A 20,733-nucleotide genomic window follows, 5' to 3' on the forward strand; every position below is an offset into this window, starting at 1 on the left:
AACATCGCGCGATAAATCGCGCCGCTACGATGTGAGCACCAATTTATCGCGCAAGGGAGAAAATCGTGGGTGAATGACGCAAGACCTCCAGTACTGCCGTCATCCCACGGCTGACGATGCGGTCCTGGCGCATCACGGTGCCCAGCGTACGCTGTAAGGCGGGCTGCGGTTCCAGCACGCATAACCCGGCCCGATCATCCTCCTGCGCCAGCGCCATAGCCGGCACCAGGCTGTAACCCAGCCCGGCTCGAACCATCCGCTTGATCGCCTCAATGCTACCCAACTCCATCACCGGCGTGGCGCGCACCCCGGCCTCGCGAAACCAGCCATCAATCACTGCGCGTGTACCGCTACCCGGTTCGAACACAATCAGCGGCAACGGGGCCAGTTCCGCAGGCTCGACCACCGCTGCACTGTCGCGCGCCATAATTAGTCGGAACTTTTCTTCGTACAACGCGCTGACATGCACGCTCTGGCTGGCGACCGGCAACGTCACCAGGCCAATATCCACCTGATTTTCCTCCACCGCACGTATAATGGCCGCGGTGTTGCCGGTGCGCACATCCACTTTTAACTGCGGGTGCTGCTGGCGCAGTTGTTGCAGCAAGGGCGGCAGCAGATGAATGCATGCGGTCGCGCCCGTCCCGATGATCACCGTCCCGCTGATTTCCTCCGCCTGCTGCGTCACCGCCGCCAGCGCGGCAGCGATAGCGCTGGCAATATGTTCGCCATGTTCGAGCAACGCCAGCCCCGCCGCCGTAGCGCGCACCCCGCGCCCGGTGCGTTCAATCAGCCGGGTTTGTAGCGATTGCTCCAGTTGACGAATTTGCAGACTGACCGCCGGTTGCGACAGGCCGAGCACATCGGCGGCACCGGAAAAACTTCCCCGGCTAATCACTAACCGGAAGGTGTCCAGATGATCAAGATTGAGACTGGCCATCTCTAAAAATTCCTTATAGCGCGCATAAGCAGGTCGCGCTGCCATTGAGTAAGCCAACAGGGTAGCCTGAAAGCAGATAACAAACGAGAGCGGTAACGATGGAAATTTTGCAGGCAGAAGAACAACATATCCCCGGCATCCAACAAATTTATGCCCACCATGTCCTGCATGGTTGCGCCACTTTTGAAACCGATCCCCCCGATGATGCCACCATGCTGGCGCGCCTGCACAAAATCACGGCCGCCGGACTGCCGTGGTTGGTGGCGGTGGAAGATGGCGTGGTACTCGGCTACTGCTACCTGTCGCGCTGGCGTGAACGCTTTGCCTATCGCTTCAGTCTGGAAGATTCGGTGTATATCGACCAGCGCTTCACCGGACGCGGCATTGGCCGTCAGCTGCTGGCGCGGGCACTGCAATGGGCCGAGCAACAGGGGTATCGTCAGATGGTTGGCGTGATCGGCAACAGCGAGAACAGCGCCTCTATCGCCCTGCACCGCTCTGCCGGCTTTACCGTGACCGGCACCTTACACTCGGTCGGCTTCAAACATGGCCGCTGGCTGGACACGGTGATTATGCAACGTGCCTTAGGTGCCGGTGACAGCACCCTGCCCTGAACAATAACGGGTGAACAGGTTAACCAAGGCGATCACCTGATCATCCAGCGGAATCAGCTCCTTTTTTACAATCAGATGCATTGGCGTACTCCGGCGGCCTCCGTGATTGAGCGGCAACGGTTGCAGCACGCCAAGCAGCAACGCCTCGGCGATGCGCCCCTGCGGTAGCCAGCCGTACCCCACCTGATGCATCACCGCCTCAATGGCGGTATCAACCGTGGAGAAAAACCACTGCTCAGATTGTCCCACCGAGGCATGCGGTGCCTGAGAACGTGAAGTGCCGATGCGAATTTGCGGATAGCGCGACAGATCATACTCGGTGAGCGGCTGCGGCAGCGACAGTAGCGGGTGATCGCGGTGGATCACCGCCAGAAAATCGACGTTCATCAGCCATTGTCCCCGCCCGGAGACATCTTCACGTCGCGTCATCACCATCACATCCGCATCGGGAACGGCGGGATGCAGGGGATCGTCATATTCCAGCACTTCGGTAAGCTGAATTTGTGTGGCCGGATAGCACTGCTGGAACTGCTGCAACACCCGGAACAACGTCTGGCGCGGGAAAATATTATCCACCACCAGTTCCAGTTGGGTGCGCGCTCCGTTATGCAGGCTGGCCGCGCGCACTTCCAGCGCGTGAAAAGCATTGAGCAACGGGCGCACCTGCGCCAGTAAGGTTTCGCCTTGTGCGGTGAGCAATGCCCGGCGCCCTTCGATACGTAACAGCGCAATGCCCAGACGTTCCTGCAACAGCGAAAGATTGTAGCTGACGGAGGACTGGCTGCGGTTCATCGCCTCTGCCGCCTGATTAAATCCCCCCAGTTCCACCACCTTATCGAGGATTGCCCACTGCTCCAGCGTGGTTCTGAACATAAACACATCCAATTTTTAGATGAAAACCATCCAAAATTAGCGTTATTCATTCAATTTTTACAGCGATATCGTAGGTGCATCAACTGAAGGAGATCAACAATGAGCAATTTCAATAAAGAAGATTTGAGCGGTTTTATCGGTAAACATCTGGTCTACACCTACGACAATGGCTGGAACTATGAGATCTACGTGAAAAATGCCACCACACTGGATTACCGCATTCACAGCGGGCTGGTGGGTAACCGTTGGGTGAAAGGTCAGCAGGCGTATATCGTGCGGGTGGCGGCTGACGTGTATAAAATTTCCTGGACGGAACCGACCGGCACCGACGTCAGCCTGATTGCTAACCTTGCTGACCGCGTGTTCCACGGCACCATTTTCTTCCCGCAATGGGTGATGCTGAATCCGGAAAAAACCGTCTGTTTCCAGAACGACCATTTGCAAGAAATGGCGGCGTATCGCGAACAGGGGCCGGTTTATCCCACCACCGTCATTGACGAGTTTGCCACCATTACCTTTGTGCGCGACTGTGGTCCTGATGACGACAGCGTGATTGCCTGTGCGGCGAGCGAGCTGCCCGCCGACTTCCCGGCTAACCTCGGTTAATCACCATAGGCGGCGCTGTGAAAATCGATTTCCCAGCGCAGCACATCGGCATACAGCGACGACAGTCGCTGTAGTTCGCTTTCCGACAATGTGAGCGCACAGGCATCCAGTTCCGCTTTCAACCAACTGGCCTGTTGGTAAAACGCCTCTTCCGCATGCAGTTCGATCCAGCGGCGGATATCCGCATCGCGTTGATGTTGTTGCGCCACCCGTGCGCACCAGTGGTAATACATCCACTCCGCGCCAAACATGATGGTGATGATCTCGGCATAACTTCCCTGCTGCGCTGTGTGTAACATCCCGGCGTCAAAGCGTTTCACCCCCGGTACGTCTGCGGGTACGCTGGCGGGATCAATAGCGCGCCGGGTATACACCTCTTCGAACCAGGCAATCTGCGTATCCACCAGTGCGTTTAACACGGTGATCAACCAGCGCTGCTGACGGATATCCGGGGCTTTACTGATACCCAGCGCAAAGATGGCAATCGCGGTGGAGACAAAGTTGCCTTCAAACACCAGGTAACGATTGAATACCGCGCTATCCAGCTGATCCTGTTCAATATCCAGCACAAAGCGATGCTGCTGCATCGCCTGCCATAACCCCTGATGCTCCTGTAATAAGCGGTCAGTGAATGACATGGTTATTCCCCCAACGCCGCTTTCGCAATGCCCATAAAATGCTTCACGCGTGCCAGTTCCACTTCGTTCCACCATACGCCGTCCCGCTTCAGCGCACTGGCGACAATCACCCCCTGAGTACGTCCGAGGATTTCGCACACATTACCCGGTGTCACGCCCGACCCCACCAGCAGCGGCAGCGAGGTGGCGCTGCGAATTTCGTCGATCTCGCTCAGGGTGGCGCTGTCGCCGGTGCGTTGCCCGGTAGCAATCACCGCATCCGCCTCAAAAAATTCCACGTCACGGGTAAGCTCGGGGATGGAACGATCGGCAACAATGGCGTGGCTGCCGTGCTTGACATGGCTGTCAGCAAACACCCGGATATGCTCGGCACGTAACTGGCTGCGATAACGCAGCGCTTTCGCGGCAGCCCCTTCGATCAATCCTTCGTTGGCCACATAGGCATTGGCCCACTGGTTAACCCGGATAAAATCGGCCCCGCCCGCCAGTGCCGTTGCCAGCGCCGGGATGGCGGCATTCGCCAGCACGTTAATACCCAACGGCACGCCAAAGCGGCTGCGAATCTTTTCGGTAATCACCGCCATCAGCGCCGAGGTTTCCGGGCCAATATCTTCGGGTTTAGAAAATGGAATATCGCCATGATTCTCAACAATCAAACCATGCACGCCGCCGGAGAGATAATTATCTGCATCACGCAACGCGCGATCAATAATATCACCCACTGACGATCCACGATATTTTGGCGTACCGGGAAAAGCATCGCAATGAATAACGCCAATCACTGCTTTTTGACGTGAAAATATCGCTTGTATTGCATTACCCTTTTCTGCTGAGATAACTGCCATCTTAATCACCTTTTCGAGAAAACCATGCATATTTACGTATGCGGTAATATTACCGTCGATGAATTCTGGCAGGTTGATCATTTTCCTGCCGAGGGCGAATCCGCCCTGGGAAATAAAGTTCATAGCGATGTTGGCGGTAAAGGTGCCAATCAGGCCATGATATTATCCCGCTGTGGTCTTACCACATCATTAATCACCGCGACCGGCGAAGATTCGCAGGGTGAATGGTTACGCCAGCGCGCCAGTGATGAAAATCTGCTGTTATTACCTGCCGTTGCCAGTGTTCCCTTCAGTGATAACTCGGTTATTTTCACCACCGCTAACGGTGATAACGCCATTATGACCAGCAACGCCGCGGCAAATAGCCTGACGCCGGAACGGGTCAGCGACTGGTTAAAGACCGCACAACCCGGCGATATTTTTCTGCAACAGGGCAATCTCAACGCACCCACCACGCTGGCGCTATTCCAGTTGGCAAAATCGCGTGGCATGACCACGGTATTCAACCCCTCCCCGGTCAACCCGGCGTTTGTGGATTGCTGGCCGTGGGTCGATATCGCCGTGGTTAACCAGGGCGAAGCGGCGTTGCTGAAACCCAGGCTGCCACCACACGGCAGTCTGATCATCACCCTTGGTGCATCCGGTGCCGAATTACAACGTGACCAACAGCACTGGCAGGTGCCTGCCATTCAGGCTGAGGTTATTGATACCACCGGCGCAGGTGATACCTTCCTCGCCGTGCTGCTTGCTTCCAGTCTGCTGCGGCAAACCGCGCCGGATAGCCTGGCGTTACACCACGCGACTGCCGCCGCCGCCATTACCGTCAGCCGACGCGGCACCTGGCGTGCCTTCCCGACACGCGCAGAACTGCAAACCCTTCTTTCTCGTATCCCGCAACCGTAACGGCGCGATTTATCACGCGATCCGGTGCGCGATGCTGGAAAAAGCTGCGCGATAAATCGCGCCGCTACGATTGAGATCTTATTTAAACATTGAGCGGTAGCTGCCAACGTTCTCTTTGGTGACGACCGTCGCCGGAACCTGGATCTGTTTGGCTACCGTCTTACCCGACGTCAGGGCGTTGAGCGCCTTCACCGCTTCCTCACCCATTTTTTCCGGGTCTTGTTGCAGCACCGCCACCACATAACCCTGGTCGATGCTGTTGATCGCGCGCGCGGTCAAATCCCAGCCAAACACCTTGATATCCTTCTGGCGGCCCTGGTTCTCTACCGCCGCAATCGCGCCCAACAGCGCCGGTTCACCGGTGGCGTAAATGGCGGTCAGATCCGGGTTGCCGGTGATCAGGTTTTCCGCTGCCGTCATCGCGTCATCCTGGATGTTGCGGCCATCGACCACATCCGCCACGCTGATGTTTTTATTACTTTTAATCGTATCTTCAAAGCCTTTCTGGCGAGCGTTCTGGATGGCGGAGTTCAACGCGCCAACCACGCCAACCCGTGCTTTGCCACCCATACTTTTGTCGACATAACCGAGGAAATATTTACCGAGGATCTTACCGCCTTCGACGTTATCCACCCCGACCTGCGCCGCTTGCGGGCCTGCCGGTAATACCGCATCGATGGCAATCACCGGAATATTTTTCGCCGCTGCTTCTTTAATCGCTGGCATAATGCCATTGACATCGATGGCGTCCACCATAATGCCTTTTACGCCCTGCTCGATATAGTTTTCGATGGCATCATTTTGTGAAACCGGATTATCGTTGGCATTAAAGATAACGACATTTTTACCGCTGGCCCTGGCCGCTTCCTGCGCACCTTTATTCATCAGATTAAAAAATAGCGCCTGCTGGTTGATTTGCACCAACGCATAATCTGCTGATGCCGCCAGCGCGGAAGTGGTGATTAATGAAGAGAGAAGCACAACACAGGAAAACACATTTTTCTTGCTGGTGTTAAATAACATCATCGTTGCCCTCGTCAAAAAGAGTCTGCACCCCAAGTGGGTAAGTTTTTTGCGGGACAAATATCTTTAACAGCAAAGAATAACTTTGCTGCCTGCACAGGCGGCCTTTATTACTTTTCCGTCATGAACTCCGTTCAGTGAGCGAGTGAAAAGCGCTAAAGGAAAAACGACATCGGGTAAACAGGCTAATAACATTCTCTGAACACCAAACAATGTCAAGTAAATATTTTGTATTAAAACGCTGTCGCTGGCAGGGAAAAATGTGTTAATGCTGTGCCGATAAAAGGTGTGCATTCATGACAAAAAAACGCGTATTACTTTCCGATGTCGCGCAACTGGCCGGCTTATCCAAAGCCACCGTGTCGCGTTATCTTAATCATTCGCTGGTGCTGCCGCAGGATACCGTCACACGTATCGAAAATGCGATTCGCCAGCTCGATTATCGAGGCAACTCACTGGCGCGTCGCCTGAGCAAAGGCGGCAGCGAAACCCTGGGCCTGGTGCTGCCCGATATTACCAACCCCTTCTTTGCTGAACTGGCGGATGCCGCCGAAGAAGCCGCCTCACAGCATGGCTACAGCCTGGTGCTGTGCATCACCCGCAACAATCCCGACAAGGAATGCCAGTTTATCCGCTGGCTGGATACCTGCCAGGTGGATGGCCTGCTGTTTACCACCAACCGCCCGGATAACGGCCTGCTGCGCAAAGAGGTGCAGCGTCAGCAGCGAATTGTGTTACTCGACGAAGATATCCCTGGCAGCAGCGTACCCAAAGTGTTCGCCGACAACGTGCAGGGCGGCAAGCTGGCAACCGAACAACTGATCGCAGCCGGCCATCGTCATATCGCCTTTGTCGGTGGGCCGGATGCGCTGATGAGCGTGCGCGAACGCTACCAGGGTTTTTGCGCCGCCATGCAGCAAGCCGGGCTGGAAGTGGTGCCGGAGTGGGTATTGTTTGGCAAATATGAACGCAGTTTTGGTGCCCAGGCGCTGCACCATTTCTTTGCCGCCGAACAGCGTCCCACTGCGGTGTTTGCCGCCAGTGACTACCTGGTGCTTGGCCTGCTGGATGGGTTACGTGAACAGGGCTTACGCGCCCCGGATGCATTGTCGCTGGTGGGTTTCGATGACGCCAGCTATGCCGAATTCACGCAACCGCGCATCTCCACCATCCGCCAGCCCGCACGCGAAATGGGGCGTGCCGCCGTGGAGCAGATGCTGGCGCTCTTGCACGGCGATCTTCCCGCTGCACAGGAAACCCGCTTTCCGGTGGAATGGATCGCCCGTGACTCCATCAGCCGGTTAAACCCTGTGCGCTAAAATGGCGCATCGCTGCACCCTGCTGGCTCAGCATCAGCAAAATTCCTGTCGTTTAGTAAACCGGTTTACTCGAAAAATAAAAATTTTTCATCTATGTAAACAATCGGTTAGACAGCATTCAATCAGGTGATTTTTTCACCTGGCACAGTCTCTGCTATCTTTCTCCTGGCGAACAAATATCTCTGCAAGACATGCGTTGGTCAGCGGCACGTATTACGCGCATCGGGTAAACCGGTTTACAAGATGTGAACCTTTACCGCGTGATACGCCCGCTGATGCAACGTCTCCGTTTGATTCACAAGGGGAGTGTTGAGATGCAACAGCAGCAACGTGCCGCCCCGGCACGGGTTGAGATGGTCAATATCACCAAAACCTACGGATCGATTCGCTCGCTACGCGGCGTCAATCTGGAGCTGGCCCCCGGCGAAGTGCTGGGTCTGGTAGGCGACAACGGTGCCGGTAAATCCACGCTGACCAAGGTGCTTTCTGGCGCGGTGGTCCCCACCAGTGGTGCCATTCGCATCGATGGCGAGGAGCAGCGTTTTGCCAATCCGGCCGATGCCCGTCGTTGCCATATCGAAATGGTTTATCAGGATCTGTCACTGTGCGACACGGTAGACGTGGCGGGTAACCTGTTTATGGGGCGTGAACCCATGAAACGCCTGTTGGGTGTGCCCTTTCTCGATCAACAAAAAATGCACGCCGATGCACGCGAAATGCTGAAGGGTTTGGGGATCTCGATTCCCGATACCCGGCTGTTGGTGCGTAATCTCTCCGGAGGACAGCGCCAGGCGATCGCCATTGCTCGTGCAGCCGCCTTCAACCCAAAAGTGTTGATCATGGATGAGCCGACCGCCGCGCTGGCAGTGGCCGAAGTGGAGGCAGTATTGGCGCTGATCAAACGCGTCAGCGCGCGTGGCGTCAGCGTCATCCTGATCACCCACCGGTTACAGGATCTGTTCCTGGTGTGCGATCGCATCATGGTGATGTACGAAGGCACCAACGTGGCGGATCGTCGGGTTGCCGACACCAGCCTGAGTGAAATCGTCAACCTGATCGTCGGTGAGAAGTTTAGCGCGCCGTCTGCCCACGCCCACTAAGGGAACGAGTATGAGTATGGTTAACCTCTCCGGTACACGCATGATTCAGCATTCGCTACCCAAACGCCTGCTACATAACCATTCGGGCGTGGTCAGCATTGCGCTGTTTTTCGTTTTCTGCTGCGTGGTGTTTTCGCTGATCACCAGCAATTTTCTTACTACGCCTAACTGGCTCAACATCATTCGCCAGAGCGCGCCGTTACTGATTGTCGCCACCGCAATGACGCTGGTGATCACCACCGGCGGTATTGATCTCTCGGTCGGTTCGACGCTGGCGCTGGTGGGCGCGTTATCCGCCATTGCCCTCAACAGCTGGGGCTGGCCGTGGTATTGCGTGTTGATCGGCGGGCTGGCAATGGGCGCGCTGGTCGGGGCGATCAATGGATTCTTTATCGCGTATGAAGGGATCCCGGCGTTTATCGTCACCCTCGCCACCCTCGCGGTGGTACGTGGTGTGGCGCTGCTGATCACGCAGGGTTATTCGATTCCGGTTCCTGGCGACAGCCCCTTCACCTTTATGGGGCGTGCGTGGGTGGTGGGTATTCCGATGCCAGCGCTGATTGGCATTGTGGTGCTGATTGTCGGTCATGTGGTGCTGAACCATATGCGTTTTGGCCGCTACGTCACCGCCATCGGCGCGAATGCGGAAGGGGCGCGTCGCAGCGGTATCAATACCAAAGCGGTGGTGATGCGGGTGTACATCATCAGCGGTATGGCCGCCGCGCTGGCCGGGATGATCATCACAGCCCGCCTCGGTAGCGGTTCCTCCAACCAGGGCGAAGGCTTTGAATTGCAGGTGATTGCGGCGGTGGTGCTGGGCAGCACCAGCCTGTTTGGCGGATTTGGTACGGTGATCGGCACGCTGCTCGGTGCACTTTCCATCGCCATTATCCAGAACGGGTTGATCCTGTCGCATATCTCGCCGTTCTACACGCAAATCGCCACCGGCGCGATCATCCTGCTCGCCATCTGGATTAACACGCGCATTCTCAACCCGGCCCGCGCCACCGCCAAAGGATAGCTGATGAAAGGTTCGATTTTCCGTCATCCCGACCCCCTGCCGCTCGGCGTGCAGAGTGGTTACGTGATGACCGTCCTCGGCCCGTTGCCGTTGGATCAGATGGGCGTCACCTTGATGCATGAACATATTTTGCTCGATGCCTCGGGCAAGTGGGTACCGCCCTGCTGTTGCAGCGATCGCCATATCGCCGAGATGCCGGTTCGCATCGAAAATCTCGGTGATCTGTCACTGAATCCGCTAATGAGCCGAGATAACTGCCAGCTGTTTGACGTCGACGTGGCGATCGAGGAGCTGATGAAGTTCCGCGCGCTGGGCGGGGAAACCGTGGTCGATCCCACCAATATCGGCATTGGACGCGATCCCAAAGCCCTGCAACGCATCGCGCGTCTGACCGGCCTGAATATCGTGATGGGCACCGGGTTGTATCTGCAACCCTCGCACCCGGAGTGGGTGAAAACCACCAGCGTGGAACAACTCACCGAGAAACTGATTTATGACCTGGGTGGCCTGGCGGAAAAACCCGAAGTGCTGGCCGGGTTGATTGGCGAGATTGGCGTGTCCAGCCGCTTCACGGCAGACGAGGAGAAATCCCTGCGTGCTGCCGGGCGCGCCAGCGCGGCGACCGGCGTGCCCATTGAGGTGCATCTGCCCGGCTGGGAACGGTTGGGCCACAAGGTGCTGGACATCCTGGAACAGGAAGGGGCCGATCTGCGGCATACCGTGTTGTGCCATATGAACCCCAGCCACGCCGATAAAACCTATCAGCGTGAGCTGGCGGATCGCGGTGCGTATCTCGAGTACGACATGATTGGCATGGGCTATTACTACGCCGATGAAGAGGCGCAATCGCCATCGGATGAAGAGAACGCCCGCGCCATCTGTGCCCTGATCGACGACGGTTACATCAATCAGATCTTGTTATCGCAGGATGTGTTCCTGAAAACCATGCTGACCCGTTACGGCGGGCACGGCTACGGTCATATCCTGAAAAACTTCGTACCGCGTTTGCGCCGTCATGGCGTCAGCGGCGAGCAGTTAGAAACGTTGATGATCGCCAACCCGCAGCGGGTATTTGGCGCGTAATGGAGATAATCATGACGAAAAAGGTTTTGCTGGTAGGTGAATCCTGGACCAGCACCGCGACACATATCAAAGGCTTTGATCAGTTTGCTACCGCTACCTGGCACAACGGCGCGGTAGATTTTCTTGCCGCGTTAGCGGATAGCGCTTATCAGATCACCCATATGCCGGTACATGAAGCGCCGGAGCAGTTTCCGCTGACGCTGGAAGCTTTGCAGGCGTGGGATGTGATTATTCTGTCGGATATCGGGGCCAATACCCTGTTGCTGCATCCGGCCACCTGGCTGAAAAGCCAGCGCACCGCCAATCGCCTGACGCTGCTGCATGATTATGTCGCACAGGGCGGCGCACTGATGATGATTGGTGGTTACTACAGCTTCCAGGGCATTAACGGTGGCGCGCGTTATCGCAACACAGCGGTGGAGCAGACCTTGCCGGTACGTTGTCTCGCCTGGGATGACCGGGTGGAGCGACCGGAAGGTTGTTATCTGGAGCAGACCACCCCCCATGCGGTGCTGGAGAATCTGCCTGGCGATATGCCGTGGTTGCTGGGCTACAACGAAGTGGAGATGCAGCCGGAAGGTCAGTTGCTGGCGACAGTGGCGGGCACCGCCCATCCACTGCTGGCGGTGCGTGAGTACCAACAGGGACGCACCCTGGTGTGGACCAGCGACATGTCGGCCCACTGGCTGCCACCGGAGTTTGCCCAATGGTCCGGTTTTCGTCAGTTGTGGATCAACTGTCTCGACTGGCTCACCGGGGCACACGCATGAGCGCAGTCGTCGCTTTAACCCAGCAATTGCTGGGTTTTAACACCATCAATCCACCGGGTGACGAGGCCGCCTGCATGGCCTGGCTGGCAGATTACCTCGAACAGGCAGGATTTACCGTGCAGCGCCACAGCTTCGGCGATCGGCGCGCCAATCTCATCGCCACCCTGCCCGGTGCAGCGGGTGGAGCGCCACTCGGTTTTACCGGCCATCTGGATACCGTCCCACTCGGTAACGCCGAATGGCAGTTCGATCCTTTTGGTAGCGATGTGCGCGATGACCGCCTGTATGGTCGAGGCAGCAGCGATATGAAAGCGGCGATTGCCGCGTTTATCCTCGCCTGCGTCCGACATAAAGATGCCATCATGGCGGGCAGCGGCGTGGTGTTGTACCTCACCGGCGGCGAAGAAACCGGTTGTGACGGCGCTCGCGCCTTGATTGCCAGCCAAACGCTGCCCCAGCCGGGGGCGTTGATTGTCGGTGAACCGACCGCCAATTATCCGGTGATCGGGCATAAGGGTGCGTTGTGGCTACGTTGTGAAACGCGCGGCAAAACCGCTCATGGTGCGATGCCGCATCTTGGTATCAACGCCATCTACCTCGCAGCCGAGGCGCTGGGCAAGATTCAGCATTTCTCACCGGGTGCGCCACATCCGTTAATGAAGCAGCCGACGCTCAACGTCGGCCGCATTCAGGGCGGATTAAATATCAACTCGGTGCCGGACCGCACCGCCTTTGATGTGGATATCCGCACCGCGCCGAATCTGCAACATGCTGAGATCCGCCAGCGCCTGGCCACCACCCTGGGTGAAACGGTGTTTATCACCACCCTGGTGGATCTGCCTGCGGTGCTGAGTGCCGCACAGCAACGCTGGATACAGCAGATTTTCCAGTTATGTCAGCCGCTGCACGACGAACCCCTTACGACACGTATTGTGCCTTACTTTACCGATGCCTCGCTGCTGCTGCCGGCACTCGGTTCACCGCCCTGCGTGATACTGGGGCCGGGTGAACCGACCCTGGCGCATCAGACCGATGAATATTGCCTGCTGTCACGGCTGACGGAAGCGGAGGCGTTATACGGGGAGATTATTGAGCAGTGGATGACAGACCGGGCGTGATAAATCACGCCGCTACGCAAACCGGTCCGTAGCGGCGCGATTTATCGCGCGTGGTTAATGCGATGAAATAAATATCGCGTCCGGCTGTTCCGGCGGCACGGCAAAATGTTGCTGCATCCTGCGGCTCTCCTCGGCGGGCGGCAGGCCAAACAGGCGTTTAAATTCACGGTTAAACTGCGATGGGCTTTCATATCCCACGGCGAAACTGGCCGCTGCCGCGGTCAGCGTCTGGCGCACCATCAACATCCGCGCCTGATGCAGTCGCACTGACTTCACGTACTGCATCGGGGCTACGCCGGTTATCGCTTTGAAATGGCTGTGGAAAGTCGGCACACTCATCCCCGCGGCGGCGGCCAGTTGCGCCAGTTGCAGCGGCTGCGCATAGCAGGCGTGGATATGGCGCAACGCTTTACTGACTTTACCAAATTGCCCCTGCTGACTTAACGCAGCGCGCAATACGCTGCCCTGCGCGCCGGTCAATACGCGATAATACAACTCACGCATCAATGCTGGCCCGAGGATCACCGCATCACGCGGGTCATGCAGCGCCTGCAAAAAACGCAACACGGTGCTTTTCATTACGGCATCCATCGGGCTGGACATCATACTTTGCGGCGCAGGGATCGGCAGCGTACCGCCCTGCTGATCAAGTTGCAGCATCAGCTCCGCCGCCACCGCGAAATCCAGATGCAGGTAGATGGCGAGCAATGGCCGTTCGGCTGACGCCGTTGTTTCCATCACAAAAGGCACCGGTACGGATACCGCCAGGTATTGCTGCTCGTCATAAAGATACACCTGATGGCCCAGATAACCGCGTTTGCTGCCCTGGCAAACAATCACGATGCCCGGATCGTACAGCACCGGCGTGCGCGCCAGCGGTCGGTCAGAACGCAGGATACGTACCTGCTCCAGCGCGGTCAGGTTATAGCCTTCCTGCGGAGCCAGCGCCCGCAGCAACGTCACCATCTGCGCCTGGATATTATCGCTCATAACCCACCCCCTCATAAGATTAGGCAATAAAAGCAGAAGATACGGCCTCAATACAAGTCATGGGTGAGAATATTATGCATTTTCACGTTTTTAGGGAGCGAATCTTATGTCATCAACCAAGACCTTGTTTATCACCGGCGTCAGTAGCGGCTTTGGTCGTGCGCTGGCACAACAGGCATTGAGCCAGGGCCATCGGGTGATTGGCACCGTACGCAATCAGGCGGCAAAGCAGGCGTTTGAAGCGCTGAAACCTGGCTATGCCAGCGCCTGCCTGCTGGATGTGACCGATTTCTCCGCCATTGAAGATTGCATCAATGCCGTGGAGTCCCACCAGGGAGCGATTGATGTGCTGGTCAACAATGCCGGTTACGGCCATGAAGGGGTGATGGAGGAGTCCTCGCTGGAGGAGATGCGCCGTCAGTTTGACGTCAACGTGTTTGGTGCCGTGGCGGTGATCAAAGCGGTACTGCCGTATATGCGCCAACGCCGTCGCGGCCACATTATCAACATCACCTCGATGGGCGGATTTATCACCATGCCCGGCATTACGTATTATTGCGGCAGCAAATTTGCGCTGGAAGGCATTTCCGAAGCGCTGGGCAAAGAACTCCAGCCTTTTGGCATCTTCGTCACTGCCGTGGCACCCGGCTCATTCCGCACCGACTGGGCGGGACGTTCAATGGTTCGTAGCGCGCGCAGCATCCCTGATTACGATACCTTGTTCGATCCTATCCGCCGGGCGCGCGTGGAGAAAAGCGGCAAACAATTGGGCGATCCGCAAAAAGCCGCACAGGCGATGCTGGCCATTATCGCCAGCGACAATCCGCCGTCGCATTTGTTACTGGGCAGTGATGCGCTGACGCTGGTGCGAAATAAGCTGGCAACGTTACATGAGGAGATGGATCGCTGGGAAGAATTAACCCGTTCCACCGATGGCGAATAATAAATTGTCAGGAAAGGTAAATTATTTAACCTGAATCTCACCCTGCGCCAGTACCCTATTTCTCTGCTAAATACTGGCGCAGTTTTCTAACAATTACCCGATGACATTCTCACACAAAAAATAGGTTCTCTGGCTAGGGTTTCGAGAAAGAAAAATGCGGATCAATAACAAATTTTTTCGGTGCGCCGGAATCAAATTCACTGTAACCGCGCGGTGCATCTTCCAGAGAAATCACTTCAACACCCACTATTTTGGCAATCGGAATGCGATCCCACAGAATAGCTTGCATCAGTTGGCGATTATATTTCATCACCGGTGCCTGACCGGTCTGGAAGGCGTGTGATTTCGCCCAGCCCAGTCCGAGACGAATGCTCAGGCTACCCATTTTGGCAGCCTGATCGACCGCACCCGGATCTTCGGTGACGTACAGACCGGGCACCCCGATTTTTCCTGCCACCCGTGTCACCTGCATCAGCGCGTTAAGCACCGTGGCCGGGGCTTCATGCTGCGCGCCTTCATGGCCGTGTCCACGCGCCTCAAAACCAACGGCATCGATGGCGCAATCCACTTCTGGCTCGCCGAGGATATCAGCAATCTGCTCATGCAACGGGGTATCTTTACTGAGATCAACCACTTCGAAACCCTGTTGTGCCGCATGTTTAATGCGCGCCTCATTCATATCACCGACAATCACCACCGCCGCCCCCAGCAGACGGGCTGACGCCGCAGCCGCCATCCCCACCGGACCAGCCCCTGCCACATAGACGGTGCTGCCGGGGCCGACACCAGCGGTGACTGCGCCATGAAAGCCGGTCGGCAGAATATCGGAAAGACAGGTTAAGTCTTTGATTTTCTCTAACGCCTGCTCACGATCCGGCAGCTTGAGTAAGTTGAAATCGGCATAAGGTACCAGCACATACTTCGCCTGGCCGCCGACCCAATCGCCCATATCCACGTAACCATACGCGCCCCCGGCCCGGGCCGGGTTGACCGTCAGGCAGACACCGGTATGTTGTTCTTTACAGGAACGGCAACGGCCACAGGCCACGTTGAACGGCACCGACACCACATCACCGAGAGCGAACCTTTCGACATCGCGCCCGAGTTCAATCACCTCGCCGGTGATTTCATGGCCGAGTACCAGGCCTTCCTGGGCGGTAGTTCGCCCACGCACCATATGTTGATCGGAACCGCAGATATTGGTGGATAACACTTTGAGGATCACCCCGTGTTCTATTTTCTTCCCTCGGGGATCGTGCATTTTTGGATAATCAATCGACTGGACTTCAACTTTACCTTTACCTATGTAGACCACTCCACGATTTTCAGACATGTGAGTACCTTTCAGATAGTTGGCTGGTTATTAAGTTTTGAATGTCGCAGTTGAGCATAGAGACATACTCTGCGCCCTTAAGCTTAATAACTCCACCCGCTAACGAACGATATTTATCCTGTTATTATTTGTGATGTGTGCAAGGCGTCACAATTAAATTAATCATCATTCAACCTGTGGATAATTTCAGCGAGAAACTGATTAGGACCGAATTTAATTATATCGTCATTAATTATGCGTGATAAATCACGCCGCTACGGTGCGTGCAGAATTGCATAACGGTGCGTGATAAATCGCGCCGCGACGGAACATGCGGCGCGGTTTTGCCGATTAATGGCGGCTGGCACAACCGCATTGTGACATTTCGCCATGAACGTGTTTGCCATGATGCGAATGACGCACCTGCAATTCGCCCTGTTGCCATGCCCCGCTGTTGTCGATACGGTTGTCCAGCAGGCGATTTAACGCCTCCGCCACCAGCAAATCGCGACGCTGCGCCCAGCTGGTGAGATGCCAGGCAGAGGAACGCGCCTCGTCAACATCATCAAAACCGACCACGCCGATATGCACGCCCTGACCGAAGTCCCGCACCGCCTGCATGGCACCGAAAGCCAGCACATCATTCTCGCAAAACAACGCATTGATACGTTCTGATGCACGCGCTTTTTTCAGGTAGGCCATCATTGCCTGGTACGCCAACTCACGGTCGTCGTTACCCGCCACGAATTGTTGATCCAGCGTTTTATCTGCGGCCTCGAGACTGGCGGCATAGCCCTGCATCTGACGCGGTTGCGTCTGGGTTTCACGTCCACGCATAAAACCAAAGCGCTGATGCCCCTGAGCCAATAACAGGCGACCTATTTCTTCTCCCGCCGCGTAGCCATCCACGCGCAGCGCCCGCTCACCACTCAGCCAGATAGCCGGGAGTGACCTCGTCTCTTCGCCATACAGGGCGGTGAGGAAAATCAATCCGGTGATCCCCAACTCACCAGCCTGATTGAGTAACGTCAGGTAATGCTCGCGTGAATCGACGTTGAGCAGCAGGCTCAGACAACCCCGCGCGTTTAATTGCCGCGTCACTTCATTCAGCATCTTTACGCTGTTGGGATTGGTGAACTCGTCACTGACGATGCCAATAACCGCTGTTGCCATGAATTGCCTCTCCAGAAAAAAGGTTAGCCGCGACGGGTCAACGCCAGACGAATCCCCAGGCCAATAAAGGTGATGCCCACCACCCGATCCAGCAGGCGCTGCATCGCAGCATTTTTCGCGACCGCGCTGGCAGCCCCACCGGCTAACAGCGCAAAACAGGTATCGGTGGCGAAACCAATCAACGCATAGGTCAGGCCCAGAATCAGGAAAGATTGCGCATGATGCGCGCCGTCAATCACCACAAATTGTGGGAAGAAGGCGATAAAAAACAGTAAAACCTTGGGATTGGTAATGGAGGTGATCAGGCCACGCGACAGCAGGCTGCGGGTGCTGGCGGTGGATTTAGCGACCGGTTCGTCAGCGCCGGAAGCGGCCTGTCGCCGTATCAGCGTGCTCCACACCATTTTGCTGCCGAGAAAAATCAGATACGCGGCACCGATATATTTGATCACCGTAAACAGCAGCGGCGAGGCGGCAATCAGCGCGGTCAATCCGATGGCGCTGGCAATCGCATGGGTACAGCTACCCAGTGCCACGCCTGCCGCCGAGATCACCCCGGAACGTCGTCCATTCGCCACGCTTTGCCCCACCACATACGCCAGGTCAGGGCCGGGCGTAATACAAAGTAAAAACACCGAGGCGAGAAAAAGGGGGAAATGCATGATGTCCAGCATGGAGCGCTCCTGTAATAAAACCAACGACCGATTTTAACCAAATCATAACAGGAATCGTCCCTGTGGGGATGGGGAGAGTGTGGATGATAAATATTATTAATTACACTAATGCCAGCGCGTTTTTATTTTTTATTAAGGTTCGATTAATTTTCACCTGAAAGAATTCATGCCAATATCCTCCGCTCTGATAAAGGTTTATGGTATGAAAATCAATCTCTGGCGCAGTCTGCCCCATGAATTTTCTCGAGGGTTATCATCGCTATTCAGCAGGAAAATAATAGCGCCATCGCCGTATCGGCAGGAAAGGATAAACACCACGACGGGACACACAAAAACCTTTCGTTTCTGTGTGTCTGGATAATTAAATCAGCATGACGTTTTCTCCGCTTGCAGGCGCAACGCCAGATGTTGCAACAGCATGATGGTTTTGGCATCCATCATTTCACCCGTTTCAATCGCCTTAAGTGCGAGAGTAAGCGGCCATTCCAGAACTTCTATATCCTCGCCTTCTTCGGCTAGTCCGCCTCCCTGGCCGTTACGGTCCTGTTCCTGATATTCCGCGAGAAAGAAATAGAGTTTTTCCGTTACCGAACCCGGACTCATAAAGGCTTCGAACACTTTTTCGATACGTTGAATGCGAAAGCCGGTTTCTTCCTGGGCTTCAGCAATAATACGTTCTTCGGGTGACGCATCGTCCAACAGGCCTGCGGCCGCCTCAATCAGAAAACCGTCGTGACCGTTGAGATAAATCGGTAAACGGAACTGCCGGGTCAGCACGACACTGTTTTTTTCACGGTTGAATAACAACACTACCGCCCCGTTACCGCGATCGTAGGCTTCCCGGCTTTGTTCCTGCCAACGGCCATCGGCGCGTAAAAACTCGAAAGTATATTTTTTCAACGTATACCAATTATCCGAGAGCAGTTGTTCTCTGATGTGCCTGACACGCGATGATGTTTCTTTCATGATTTATTCCTGTTGAAGATGACATTTTTTACGCTAGCATGCATAATCGTGCACATACAAGCACAATCAGGAAAAAAGGTGCATGTTATCCAGTCAGCGTAAACAGCAAATTCTTGACATTCTGAGTCAGGAAAAACAGGTGCAATCCAGTGAACTGAGCCAACGCTTTGCCGTATCGGAAGACTCTATCCGTCGTGATCTCAGAGAGCTGGCAGCAGAAGGTTTGTTGCAGCGGGTACATGGCGGAGCCCTGCCCGTCTCAGCGGCGATTGCACCGTTCGAAACACGCAAAAACGTGCAGATAAGTTCAAAGCAACAGATTGCACGGAAAGCGGTCCAGCTGATTCAGCCGGGCCAGGTGGTGATTATTGATGGCGGCACCACAACGGCAGAGATGATCAAACTGCTGCCAGCGGATCTTGCCTTTACCGCAGTTACACACAGCCCAAGTATTGCGATGGGGTTGCTGAATTACCCACGGGTGGAGGTCATCATTATTGGCGGTCGCCTGTTTCGGCACTCCATTGTTACCGTCGGTGCAGCGATGCTGGAGTCAATTGCCCGCATTAACGCAGACCTGTTTTTTATGGGCGTCACAGGCGTACATAAAACTGCCGGTCTGACGACCGGCGATTATGAAGAGGCTGGGGTGAAACGTGCACTGGCCGCCAGGGCTGCTGATACTGTCGTGATGGTTTCGCAAGAAAAGATGAATTCGGCTTCGGCCTTCGCGATTGGCGATCTCTCCCTCGCCAGTACGCTGATCGTGGACCAACCGCTGGAGGCTGACATGGCACAGCTGCTGGCAAAAAAGCACGTTACCGTGCTTTAGCCTGACGCGTAAACTGTTGTTCCTGCAAACTTTGCCCCCACTGGTCACCCTGCCATTCGTTTGTCAGGGTGAAACCAAAGGATTCATACAGCCGACGGGCGGCATCCAGGCCACGGAAGGTCCAGAGTTGAACCGCAGCAAACGCCTGCTGATCACAAAATGTCATGGCTGCACTGAGCAACTGACGCCCCAATCCCGCGCCACGACAGCCATCGTCAAGGATAAACCAGCGCAAATGCGCCTCGTTGTTACCTAAATCTTCACCATCTATCGCCACTGAACCGACAATACGGCCCTGCTGACTGGCGACCCAGATTTGATTACGGGGTGAGGTCAGGCGACCGGTAAACTCAGCCAGACCACTGGCGACTTTGCCCTCAAAAAAATGACCAAACCCATGTTGACGTGCGTAGTAGCTGCCGTGCATTTCCGCGATCCTGCCAATCAAGCCAGGCTGATAACCGGTGGTAATGACGATCTCCGGCGTGGTGACCGCATGATCACGGCGCGCCTGTAATGCCTGCGCGTACGCGGATAGTCCCCGGGCGACCGCCTGCTGCTGCTCCCGATTTAATTGCACCAACGCCTGTTCCACCTGCGCGCTGGCGTAAGCATTGATTCTGGCGACACTGGCCTTGCCCTGCTCAGTCAACACCAGTTGCTTCACCCTGCCGTCCTCGTCAGAAGGTAATTCGGCCAGCTCACCGGCGTTGATCAATTTCCCCAACATCCGACTGACCGTGGATTTCTCCAGACCAAGGATGTGTACCAGCTTAGCGGCCGTGATTGCATGGTGGTTGGCGACTTCGAGCAAGGTATGCACCGCCGAAGCGGAATAGTTGGTCGCCGCCAATGTGGTTTGCATAAAGCCCAGTTCGCGCACCATCAAGCGTGATGCGGCACGAATGGTCTGAATAAGGGTGGTATCCGTCATGTTAATCAACGTCGGTTAAATAAGGTTGTATGATACAACCATTCTGCGGACCGCGT

22 protein-coding genes are annotated in these 20,733 nt (G+C 55.7%); 11 read left to right on the forward strand and 11 right to left on the reverse strand.

Translation table 11 applies throughout. The features are described from left to right. Positions 1–43: 43 nt before the first annotated feature. Positions 44–940: a LysR family transcriptional regulator gene (locus tag AC6I8N_RS21885; RefSeq protein ID WP_497830744.1), complete on the reverse strand. Its 897-nt coding sequence runs from the start codon at positions 938–940 to the stop codon at positions 44–46. Positions 941–1,038: 98 nt separating this feature from the next. Here AC6I8N_RS21885 and AC6I8N_RS21890 point away from each other — a divergent pair, with 98 nt between their 5' ends. Then, positions 1,039–1,554 carry a GNAT family N-acetyltransferase gene (locus tag AC6I8N_RS21890; RefSeq protein WP_415174438.1) on the forward strand — a complete coding sequence of 172 codons (516 nt, stop codon included), beginning with the start codon at positions 1,039–1,041 and terminating at the stop codon, positions 1,552–1,554. Here AC6I8N_RS21890 and AC6I8N_RS21895 read toward each other — a convergent pair. Further along, positions 1,525–2,427, reverse strand: a complete 903-nt coding sequence (locus AC6I8N_RS21895) for a LysR family transcriptional regulator (RefSeq protein ID WP_497830745.1) — start codon at positions 2,425–2,427, stop codon at positions 1,525–1,527. The genes AC6I8N_RS21890 and AC6I8N_RS21895 overlap by 30 nt on opposite strands. 99 nt (positions 2,428–2,526) lie before the next feature. On the opposite strand from AC6I8N_RS21895, the gene AC6I8N_RS21900 reads away from it, so the two are divergent. After that, positions 2,527–3,033 (forward strand): phenolic acid decarboxylase, encoded by a 507-nt coding sequence (locus AC6I8N_RS21900; RefSeq protein ID WP_208725633.1) that lies wholly within the window; start codon positions 2,527–2,529, stop codon positions 3,031–3,033. Here the strand turns inward: AC6I8N_RS21900 and AC6I8N_RS21905 are convergent. Together AC6I8N_RS21905 and AC6I8N_RS21910 are read right to left on the reverse strand one after the other, a co-directional pair. Then, positions 3,030–3,671, reverse strand: coding sequence for a TenA family protein (locus AC6I8N_RS21905; RefSeq protein WP_497830746.1), 642 nt, complete (start codon positions 3,669–3,671; stop codon positions 3,030–3,032). The two genes, AC6I8N_RS21900 and AC6I8N_RS21905, sit on opposite strands and share 4 nt — an antisense overlap. A gap of 2 nt (positions 3,672–3,673) precedes the next feature. Further along, on the reverse strand, positions 3,674–4,516 hold the full coding sequence (locus AC6I8N_RS21910) for a BtpA/SgcQ family protein (protein ID WP_497830747.1): 843 nt from the start codon (positions 4,514–4,516) through the stop codon (positions 3,674–3,676). 24 nt (positions 4,517–4,540) lie between these two features. Here AC6I8N_RS21910 and AC6I8N_RS21915 point away from each other — a divergent pair, with 24 nt between their 5' ends. Continuing rightward, positions 4,541–5,419, forward strand: coding sequence for a PfkB family carbohydrate kinase (locus tag AC6I8N_RS21915; RefSeq protein WP_497830748.1), 879 nt, complete (start codon positions 4,541–4,543; stop codon positions 5,417–5,419). Between the two features lie 78 nt (positions 5,420–5,497). On the opposite strand, the gene AC6I8N_RS21920 is transcribed toward AC6I8N_RS21915, so the two are convergent. Continuing rightward, positions 5,498–6,445 (reverse strand): ABC transporter substrate-binding protein, encoded by a 948-nt coding sequence (locus AC6I8N_RS21920; protein WP_497830749.1) that lies wholly within the window; start codon positions 6,443–6,445, stop codon positions 5,498–5,500. 293 nt (positions 6,446–6,738) lie between these two features. On the opposite strand from AC6I8N_RS21920, the gene AC6I8N_RS21925 reads away from it, so the two are divergent. The 6 genes from AC6I8N_RS21925 to AC6I8N_RS21950 all read left to right on the forward strand — a co-directional run bounded on the left by AC6I8N_RS21925 (position 6,739) and on the right by AC6I8N_RS21950 (position 12,853). Beyond that, positions 6,739–7,761, forward strand: a complete 1,023-nt coding sequence (locus tag AC6I8N_RS21925) for a LacI family DNA-binding transcriptional regulator (RefSeq protein WP_208725638.1) — start codon at positions 6,739–6,741, stop codon at positions 7,759–7,761. A gap of 353 nt (positions 7,762–8,114) precedes the next feature. Beyond that, entirely contained in the window at positions 8,115–8,861 is a 747-nt protein-coding gene (locus AC6I8N_RS21930) for an ATP-binding cassette domain-containing protein (protein WP_415174439.1), read from the forward strand. A 10-nt stretch (positions 8,862–8,871) separates the two neighbouring features. Beyond that, on the forward strand, positions 8,872–9,882 hold the full coding sequence (locus AC6I8N_RS21935) for an ABC transporter permease (protein ID WP_208725639.1): 1,011 nt from the start codon (positions 8,872–8,874) through the stop codon (positions 9,880–9,882). Positions 9,883–9,885: 3 nt separating this feature from the next. After that, a complete protein-coding gene (locus AC6I8N_RS21940) occupies positions 9,886–10,965 on the forward strand; it encodes a phosphotriesterase family protein (protein ID WP_497830750.1) in 1,080 nt (359 codons plus the stop codon). 11 nt (positions 10,966–10,976) lie between these two features. Beyond that, positions 10,977–11,735 (forward strand): glutamine amidotransferase, encoded by a 759-nt coding sequence (locus tag AC6I8N_RS21945; protein ID WP_208725641.1) that lies wholly within the window; start codon positions 10,977–10,979, stop codon positions 11,733–11,735. Then, positions 11,732–12,853: a M20 family metallopeptidase gene (locus AC6I8N_RS21950; RefSeq protein WP_497830751.1), complete on the forward strand. Its 1,122-nt coding sequence runs from the start codon at positions 11,732–11,734 to the stop codon at positions 12,851–12,853. The genes AC6I8N_RS21945 and AC6I8N_RS21950 overlap by 4 nt, the downstream gene beginning before the upstream one ends. Before the next feature lie 54 nt (positions 12,854–12,907). Here the strand turns inward: AC6I8N_RS21950 and AC6I8N_RS21955 are convergent, their stop codons facing one another. After that, positions 12,908–13,843 (reverse strand): AraC family transcriptional regulator, encoded by a 936-nt coding sequence (locus AC6I8N_RS21955; protein WP_497830752.1) that lies wholly within the window; start codon positions 13,841–13,843, stop codon positions 12,908–12,910. Between the two features lie 106 nt (positions 13,844–13,949). Between AC6I8N_RS21955 and AC6I8N_RS21960 the strand changes: the two genes are divergently transcribed. Beyond that, a complete protein-coding gene (locus AC6I8N_RS21960; RefSeq protein WP_497830753.1) occupies positions 13,950–14,786 on the forward strand; it encodes an oxidoreductase in 837 nt (278 codons plus the stop codon). A 133-nt stretch (positions 14,787–14,919) separates the two neighbouring features. Here AC6I8N_RS21960 and fdhA read toward each other — a convergent pair whose 3' ends face one another. The 4 genes from fdhA to AC6I8N_RS21980 all read right to left on the reverse strand — a co-directional run bounded on the left by fdhA (position 14,920) and on the right by AC6I8N_RS21980 (position 18,911). After that, positions 14,920–16,119: a formaldehyde dehydrogenase, glutathione-independent gene (gene fdhA / locus AC6I8N_RS21965; protein WP_208725646.1), complete on the reverse strand. Its 1,200-nt coding sequence runs from the start codon at positions 16,117–16,119 to the stop codon at positions 14,920–14,922. Between the two features lie 330 nt (positions 16,120–16,449). Beyond that, positions 16,450–17,271 (reverse strand): substrate-binding domain-containing protein, encoded by an 822-nt coding sequence (locus AC6I8N_RS21970; RefSeq protein ID WP_497830754.1) that lies wholly within the window; start codon positions 17,269–17,271, stop codon positions 16,450–16,452. A gap of 23 nt (positions 17,272–17,294) precedes the next feature. Continuing rightward, positions 17,295–17,945, reverse strand: coding sequence for a LysE family translocator (locus tag AC6I8N_RS21975; protein ID WP_497830755.1), 651 nt, complete (start codon positions 17,943–17,945; stop codon positions 17,295–17,297). Between the two features lie 366 nt (positions 17,946–18,311). Beyond that, a complete protein-coding gene (locus AC6I8N_RS21980; protein WP_497830756.1) occupies positions 18,312–18,911 on the reverse strand; it encodes an NUDIX domain-containing protein in 600 nt (199 codons plus the stop codon). Between the two features lie 82 nt (positions 18,912–18,993). Between AC6I8N_RS21980 and AC6I8N_RS21985 the strand changes: the two genes are divergently transcribed. Continuing rightward, on the forward strand, positions 18,994–19,743 hold the full coding sequence (locus AC6I8N_RS21985; protein ID WP_497830757.1) for a DeoR/GlpR family DNA-binding transcription regulator: 750 nt from the start codon (positions 18,994–18,996) through the stop codon (positions 19,741–19,743). Here the strand turns inward: AC6I8N_RS21985 and AC6I8N_RS21990 are convergent. Next, on the reverse strand, positions 19,730–20,677 hold the full coding sequence (locus tag AC6I8N_RS21990; RefSeq protein ID WP_497830758.1) for a bifunctional helix-turn-helix transcriptional regulator/GNAT family N-acetyltransferase: 948 nt from the start codon (positions 20,675–20,677) through the stop codon (positions 19,730–19,732). The genes AC6I8N_RS21985 and AC6I8N_RS21990 overlap by 14 nt on opposite strands. Positions 20,678–20,733: the final 56 nt, after the last annotated feature.

Source organism: Pantoea sp. X-Soil-TKNS-1279 (genome assembly GCF_059730565.1).

What these genes read in the sequence shown, in the direction of transcription:
- AC6I8N_RS21885 (WP_497830744.1), bottom strand. Translation starts at nt 940, where the DNA reads ATGGCCAGTCTCAATCTTGATCATCTGGACACCTTCCGGTTAGTGATT.
- AC6I8N_RS21890 (WP_415174438.1), top strand. Translation starts at nt 1,039, where the DNA reads ATGGAAATTTTGCAGGCAGAAGAACAACATATCCCCGGCATCCAACAA.
- AC6I8N_RS21895 (WP_497830745.1), bottom strand. Translation starts at nt 2,427, where the DNA reads ATGTTCAGAACCACGCTGGAGCAGTGGGCAATCCTCGATAAGGTGGTG.
- AC6I8N_RS21900 (WP_208725633.1), top strand. Translation starts at nt 2,527, where the DNA reads ATGAGCAATTTCAATAAAGAAGATTTGAGCGGTTTTATCGGTAAACAT.
- AC6I8N_RS21905 (WP_497830746.1), bottom strand. Translation starts at nt 3,671, where the DNA reads ATGTCATTCACTGACCGCTTATTACAGGAGCATCAGGGGTTATGGCAG.
- AC6I8N_RS21910 (WP_497830747.1), bottom strand. Translation starts at nt 4,516, where the DNA reads ATGGCAGTTATCTCAGCAGAAAAGGGTAATGCAATACAAGCGATATTT.
- AC6I8N_RS21915 (WP_497830748.1), top strand. Translation starts at nt 4,541, where the DNA reads ATGCATATTTACGTATGCGGTAATATTACCGTCGATGAATTCTGGCAG.
- AC6I8N_RS21920 (WP_497830749.1), bottom strand. Translation starts at nt 6,445, where the DNA reads ATGATGTTATTTAACACCAGCAAGAAAAATGTGTTTTCCTGTGTTGTG.
- AC6I8N_RS21925 (WP_208725638.1), top strand. Translation starts at nt 6,739, where the DNA reads ATGACAAAAAAACGCGTATTACTTTCCGATGTCGCGCAACTGGCCGGC.
- AC6I8N_RS21930 (WP_415174439.1), top strand. Translation starts at nt 8,115, where the DNA reads ATGGTCAATATCACCAAAACCTACGGATCGATTCGCTCGCTACGCGGC.
- AC6I8N_RS21935 (WP_208725639.1), top strand. Translation starts at nt 8,872, where the DNA reads ATGAGTATGGTTAACCTCTCCGGTACACGCATGATTCAGCATTCGCTA.
- AC6I8N_RS21940 (WP_497830750.1), top strand. Translation starts at nt 9,886, where the DNA reads ATGAAAGGTTCGATTTTCCGTCATCCCGACCCCCTGCCGCTCGGCGTG.
- AC6I8N_RS21945 (WP_208725641.1), top strand. Translation starts at nt 10,977, where the DNA reads ATGACGAAAAAGGTTTTGCTGGTAGGTGAATCCTGGACCAGCACCGCG.
- AC6I8N_RS21950 (WP_497830751.1), top strand. Translation starts at nt 11,732, where the DNA reads ATGAGCGCAGTCGTCGCTTTAACCCAGCAATTGCTGGGTTTTAACACC.
- AC6I8N_RS21955 (WP_497830752.1), bottom strand. Translation starts at nt 13,843, where the DNA reads ATGAGCGATAATATCCAGGCGCAGATGGTGACGTTGCTGCGGGCGCTG.
- AC6I8N_RS21960 (WP_497830753.1), top strand. Translation starts at nt 13,950, where the DNA reads ATGTCATCAACCAAGACCTTGTTTATCACCGGCGTCAGTAGCGGCTTT.
- fdhA (WP_208725646.1), bottom strand. Translation starts at nt 16,119, where the DNA reads ATGTCTGAAAATCGTGGAGTGGTCTACATAGGTAAAGGTAAAGTTGAA.
- AC6I8N_RS21970 (WP_497830754.1), bottom strand. Translation starts at nt 17,271, where the DNA reads ATGGCAACAGCGGTTATTGGCATCGTCAGTGACGAGTTCACCAATCCC.
- AC6I8N_RS21975 (WP_497830755.1), bottom strand. Translation starts at nt 17,945, where the DNA reads ATGCTGGACATCATGCATTTCCCCCTTTTTCTCGCCTCGGTGTTTTTA.
- AC6I8N_RS21980 (WP_497830756.1), bottom strand. Translation starts at nt 18,911, where the DNA reads ATGAAAGAAACATCATCGCGTGTCAGGCACATCAGAGAACAACTGCTC.
- AC6I8N_RS21985 (WP_497830757.1), top strand. Translation starts at nt 18,994, where the DNA reads ATGTTATCCAGTCAGCGTAAACAGCAAATTCTTGACATTCTGAGTCAG.
- AC6I8N_RS21990 (WP_497830758.1), bottom strand. Translation starts at nt 20,677, where the DNA reads ATGACGGATACCACCCTTATTCAGACCATTCGTGCCGCATCACGCTTG.